General features: G+C 66.0%; 6 protein-coding genes. 4 read left to right on the forward strand and 2 right to left on the reverse strand.

Translation table 11 applies throughout. The features are described 5' to 3' along the window. Positions 1 to 881: hypothetical protein (locus VGC47_14060; GenBank protein HEX9856432.1), on the forward strand; the 881-nt coding region annotated here is incomplete at its 5' end. A gap of 30 nt (positions 882 to 911) precedes the next feature. On the opposite strand, the gene VGC47_14065 is transcribed toward VGC47_14060, so the two are convergent. Beyond that, positions 912 to 1322, reverse strand: coding sequence for a sulfotransferase domain-containing protein (locus VGC47_14065; protein HEX9856433.1), 411 nt, complete (start codon positions 1320 to 1322; stop codon positions 912 to 914). A 552-nt stretch (positions 1323 to 1874) separates the two neighbouring features. On the opposite strand from VGC47_14065, the gene VGC47_14070 reads away from it, so the two are divergent. Both VGC47_14070 and VGC47_14075 read left to right on the forward strand, forming a co-directional pair. Continuing rightward, a complete protein-coding gene (locus VGC47_14070) occupies positions 1875 to 2225 on the forward strand; it encodes a DUF2237 domain-containing protein (protein ID HEX9856434.1) in 351 nt (116 codons plus the stop codon). 16 nt (positions 2226 to 2241) lie between these two features. Next, positions 2242 to 2685: a nitroreductase/quinone reductase family protein gene (locus VGC47_14075; GenBank protein HEX9856435.1), complete on the forward strand. Its 444-nt coding sequence runs from the start codon at positions 2242 to 2244 to the stop codon at positions 2683 to 2685. Here VGC47_14075 and VGC47_14080 read toward each other — a convergent pair. After that, positions 2671 to 4830 (reverse strand): ATP-binding protein, encoded by a 2160-nt coding sequence (locus tag VGC47_14080; GenBank protein HEX9856436.1) that lies wholly within the window; start codon positions 4828 to 4830, stop codon positions 2671 to 2673. The two genes, VGC47_14075 and VGC47_14080, sit on opposite strands and share 15 nt — an antisense overlap. 75 nt (positions 4831 to 4905) lie before the next feature. On the opposite strand from VGC47_14080, the gene VGC47_14085 reads away from it, so the two are divergent. Next, a partial coding sequence (locus VGC47_14085; protein HEX9856437.1) for an MFS transporter occupies positions 4906 to 5623 on the forward strand: 718 nt, incomplete at its 3' end.

Here is a 5623-nt window from a genome sequence, read left to right on the forward strand (position 1 = left end):
GGCAACACGGCCATCGGGTGATCATGACGACGCATTCAACGGCGACGGTCGCGCTCACGCCTGCGGGATCACTATTCGAAATGACAACAGCGCCAACACGGATAACTGGCGTCGATACGATCCATGACACGGTCTCGCGCATGAGCGGTGGTTTGGTGCAAGCTATATCAGCGCGCACCGTTCTCGTTGAAGGCTCCACCGACGAGAAGTTCTACAACGCGGTCGCTCGCGGCATCGCTGGACTCCGAGGTGCACACGACATTGCGATCTCATTCGTGGCAGTCGACTCCGCTCTTAATGCCGCAGGCAAGGGATCTGTGGAAGCCGCTGAAAAGCTGGTCAGTTTCATGCGTGATGCCGATTTGCCTCTCGTGGTCGGCACTCTCCGTGACCGTGACGGGACGATGACAGGTGGCGAATCTGCGGCGAGCCCGATGACCTCTCGATACTGCGTCGAAAACTATCTTGTCGATCCGCTCGTTGTGTTCGGCAAGCAGCTTGAGATCAGCGAGCGAATTCTCGTCGGGACTCGCGAATATCGCCATGGTCAGCAATACTCTTTCCGAACTGAGTACGGCTCCGAGGATCTGCAGGATATTGCGGACTCGGTGCTGAGTTGTCTCGAGAGCCGACTGCGGGACGAGGAGGACTGGGACGATCGGCTAAGGGACCGCAAGAGTTTGCGCTACCTGAACGGTCCCGAACTCCAGTATCCGAACTGGCTATTTGAGTGGCACGGCAAGCGGCTGCTTAGCCTCGTGCACGCGGCATATGACGTCAAACAGGGAGTCAATCTGAGCGGTCTTCAGAAGACTCTTCTGGCTATGGAACTATATCCCATGGACCTTGTCGAGGATCTCGATCAGCTGCGAGTGCTCTAACGCATTCGGCAGGATTCGTCGATCGTCCTGCTAGGTCAGCGCGACGTGGCCTTCGTGGGCCCAGCGAGCCAGGTCGGGAGCGGCGAGCTGCGACACCCGGTTCCAGTAGCGATCGATGTCCGCGCCGCTCATGAGTTGTCGCCACTCCACCGTGACTCCCGAGCGCAGGAACGCCGTCGAATCGATCCAGAAGCCCGTGGCGGCCTCCGTGGTGACGTGACTGGATCGGGCACGCATCGACTCGAGCGTGCGTGTCCAGCGAAGTCGGCGATCCGCTCCGGTGTCACATCCGTGCCGAAGGGCACGTGCGAGCATCGACATCTCGGCCAGCAGGTCTCGCCTCGAGTCTGAGTAGTGGAACAGGTGGACGTTGCTCCGATCGCGCAGCTCCCAGCTCGAGCGGAGGTGGTCCAGCACGCCGGCGAGAGTGACCGAAGCCATCGACAGATCCTCGTCGGACTCGGGGAACAGACGAAGCCGTTCGGCGGGCGCCGGTGGCTCCGGCCTCGGCTGTCGTCGTCCGGGGTGGGCTGGCCCGTGACCGCCCGAACGATGGCTGAGAACGCCTGGTGGTCGATGTTCGCCGAGTGGTGCATGAACTAGACGGCGGCGTCGCGGGGATCCCGTCCGACCATCACATAGATGACGTGCGGACGAAGACGGAACACCGTCGAGCGGAGTGTGGGTCTTGATGAAGCGACGATGCCGCTGCGAACCGAGACGCTCGGCGATCTCGGCCATCGCCTCCGTGAGGTGATCCAGCCAGGACGACAGACGTTCGACGCGATCCGGGAACTCGAGATCGTCGAAAATCAGAAGACCGCACAACGTCTGCATCCAGGTTGTGCCGCTCTTCGAGGGCGTGGAGATCACGACGTGGCCCGGCTTCATCGCGAACCCGGACCATCGGCTGCTGTCGGAGTCGAACGACGTGTAGTGCTTGAGATCCACCATGGCGGCGGCACGGTCGTGAACGGCTGCCACAATCCACGCATGGCGAAGAACGTCCTCGGAACCGAGTTGGCCGAGTGCTCGGCCGACCCGCTCACCGGGTGGCTTCGCGACGGGTGCTGCAACACGGACGCCCAGGACCACGGCGTCCACACGGTGTGCGTCGTCGTCACGGAGGAGTTCCTCGACTTCTCCAGGTCGGTCGGCAACGACCTGTCGACGCCGCAACCCCACTTCCCCGGCCTGGAGCCGGGGGACCGCTGGTGCCTGTGTGCGTCTCGGTGGGTCGAGGCGATGGGGGCCGGCGTCGCGCCCAGGGTGGTGCTCGAGGCGACGCACGCCCGCACGCTCGAGTGGGCATCGTTGGGAGATCTCGAGGCGCTTCGAGCCTGACCGACGATCAGTATGGTTGGAGGCCGTTAGAGAGGGTGTGGTCATGGGAAATGCGTTGATGCGAGCCGGCACGACCCTCCACGCAAGCCTCATCAAGTCGACCGGCAAGTTCGGCGGAGGCGGCGACGACGGATCGCTCCTCGTGCTCAGCCACCGAGGTGCCATGTCGGGACGGGTGCGGCACACCCCGCTCAGTTTCCTCAACGTCGACAACGGGTACGTCGTCGTCGCCTCGATGGGCGGCGCCCCACAGCACCCCGGGTGGTACCACAACCTCAAGGCGAATCCCGACACCGTCGTCAACGTCGCAGGCGCAGACGTCGCGGTCAGAGCCCGCGAGACGTCCCACGAAGAGCGCGATCGCCTGTGGGAGCGTCTCACGTCTCGGGACCGACGCTGGGCCAACTACCAGTCGAAGACCTCCCGAACGCTCCCCGTCCTGGTTCTAGAGCGACGCTGACGTGGTCGCCGGCATGGCGAACCTGAACACACTGCGGCCGGCGTCCCGACAGTAGGTGAGATCGCCGCCCATGAGGCGCGCCAAGTCACGCGAGATCGACAGGCCGAGACCCATCGAAGCAGTCATACCCGGGGCGTTGTGGGCCCGCCTGTAAGGCTCGAAGATGGTCTCGTGCTCGTCCGGAGCAACCCCTGCCCCGTCATCCTCGACGGTGACGTAGACGCCGTCTCCTTCGGCTCCGACGCGCACGAACATCTTGTCGCCGCCATAGCGCAGGGCGTTCGACACCAGGTTGCGGAGGATCTGCCTGACCCGGGCCGGATCGCCCACGGTGTACGCCGCCACTCCCGAGAACTCGACGTCACCCGTGATCCCGGTGCCCCATGCCTCGAGCACCTGGGCAGCCTGAGCGCGCAGATCGACCCTGACGCTGGCGACCTCGAGCGTCCCCGCCTCGGCCTTGGCGGCGACGAGGAGATCGTCGACGATGTTCGTGAGATCCATCCCCTGCTCGGCGACGAGCCTGATCATCTCGGACCTCGCCTCCGGCTTGAGGGCGCCTTCGTCGTCCCGCAGAAGCTGGGCAAAACCGACGACTCCCGTGAGCGGGGTGCGCAGCTCGTGGGCGATCGTCGCGATGAGCTCGTCCTTGGAGCGGAGCAGGTCGCGCAGCTGCGCCTCGGCCTCGACTTGGCGAGCTCTGGTTCGCAGTGCGGCGATCCCGAATCCGAGGTCGTCCGCGAATCGCTGCAGCACCTGAACCTCCGGCGATTTGAAGGCTCCCACGTCGCTGTCGTACACGGCGAGGAGCCCCGCCACCTCGTCCCCGAAGAACACCGGCACGGTGACCACCGACAGGAAGCCGTGCTGAGCCGGTCGGGAGTGCGAGCGTACGAAGGTGTCGGCTGCGGTGTTCTGGACCGACACCGGCCTGCGGGTCCGCACCGCCATGCCGGCCGGGCCTCGACCGTTGTCGCCGTCCTCCCACGACAGCTTGAGCCCCGTGAGAAAGCCGCGATCCTCACCCCAGTGTGCCTGAGGAACGATCGACTTCTCCTCGTCGTCGAGCGCGTAGCCGACCCATGCCAACGCGTAGTCGCCCGTCTCGACGACGATGCGGCACACGTCCCGCAGCAACTCGGCTTCGTCGTGGGCCCTGATCAACGTGTCGTTGCACTCCGAAACTGCCTGCAGCATGCGGTTCGCCCTGCGCAGCTCCGAGCCGATCCTCTTGCGCTCGAGAGCGTTCTCCAGAAAGTCCTGGAGGACCACCAGACCTGAGACGTCTTCGGCGGGCCAAGCCGCCCGGGTCGCCTCGGTCGACTCGATGCCGCAGAATCCCACCGTCCTCCCCGACGCCCGCAACGGGATGATGATGGCGGATGCGACTCCGCTCTCGGCGAGGAGCCGGCGGTCCGATGCGGACTCGTCCGAGCCCCACTCATCCGTCAGCACGGTCACGACCGTTCCCCCATCGATCACCTCCCGGATCCACCGGAGTTTGTCGAGACCGACGGTCACGACACCGCGGTGCTGGTCGGAGACGGCTCGGCGGCTGTGCAGGCGAAAGGAACCCGACACCTGGCGCGTGAACAGGTAGGCGTCATCGGCGGAGCAGAAGGCGGCCAGCTCGCCGATCGACTGGGCGATCCTGTCGTCGATGTCATCGAAGTTCGGCGTGTTGAGATGGGACGAGATGCTCATGATCAGCTCGTCGAGGGCGACCATTCGCTCGAGACGTCGCTGGGTCGCCACCCTGTCCGACACCTCGCGCATGACGAGAACCAGGTATGTCTCGTCGTCCATCTGGAGCCGCCCGACCGAGGCGTCGATCGGGATCACGGGACCCGTCGCCGTCATGAACAGCGTCTCGAGCTCGGGGGCAGTGTCCTCGCCGCCGGCGAGGAAGTCCATCCGATGTCGGGCATATTCGGCTCGCATGTCTTCGGGGATGAGGTCGGCGAGCGGGACCCCCTCGAGCGACGTGGCCGAATGGCCGAGGAGCCTCCCGGCACTCTTGCTGACCCGCAGGATGACCCCCGACACGTTCGTCACGATCATGGGATCGGGGACGGCGTCGAACAACAGGCTGATCCTGCCCGTTGCGAACCCAGAGAGGGCGGGCGCGGTCGGTGACGTCGTCACCCATCCATTTTCGGCCCGGAACGCTGGCAGCTTTACCCACGCAACACGGTATTTCGGAGCCGGTACGCTCCCGGCGTGACGAGAGAGGCCATGCAGCGCAGGACGCTGAGCGTCCTCATGGCCGGCCAGGCTCTCGGAGTCGCCGCCATCGCGTCGGCGGTGGCCGTCGTCCCGTTGCTGGCGTCCGACCTGCTCGGCTCGGATCGGTGGGCCGGCTTGCCGTCCGCCATGATGACGTTCGGAACGGCGGCAGTCGCCGGCCCCCTCGCCCAGCGGGCTGCGAGGCGCGGGCGACGGCCTGCGCTCTCGCTCGGGTTCACGATCGGGGCGGGCGGGGCGGTTCTCGCCTTCGTGTCGGGCGAGAGCGGCGTGTTCGCCGGACTGCTGATCGGGATGCTCGTGTTCGGGGCCGGCCAGAGCTCGACGCTCCAGACACGGTTCGCGGCTACCGACCTCGCAGAGCCGGGACAGTACGGCGCCGCGATCGCTCTCGTCGTGTGGGTCGGCGCGCTCGGGGGCGTGATCGGGCCGGTCCTGACGCCTCTGCAGGAGAAGGCCGGCGAAGCCATCGGGTTGGCCCCCCATGTCGCCCCTTTCGCCGTAGCGGCGGTCCTCTACGGGTGCGCCGGCGCCTACCTGGCATGGCGCCTAAGACCCGATCCCCTCGTTGCCGCGGGAGGGGTCGATCCCCGAGCCGTGCGCGGCAGCCGCGTGGCCGACCTCCGGTCCACGATCGGGGCGATCATGGCGCGCCCGAACGCGGCGCTCGGCCTCGCCACGATCGTCCTCAGCC

The organism is Acidimicrobiia bacterium (assembly GCA_036396535.1).
Lineage (GTDB): Bacteria > Actinomycetota > Acidimicrobiia > Spongiisociales > UBA5794 > DASWKR01.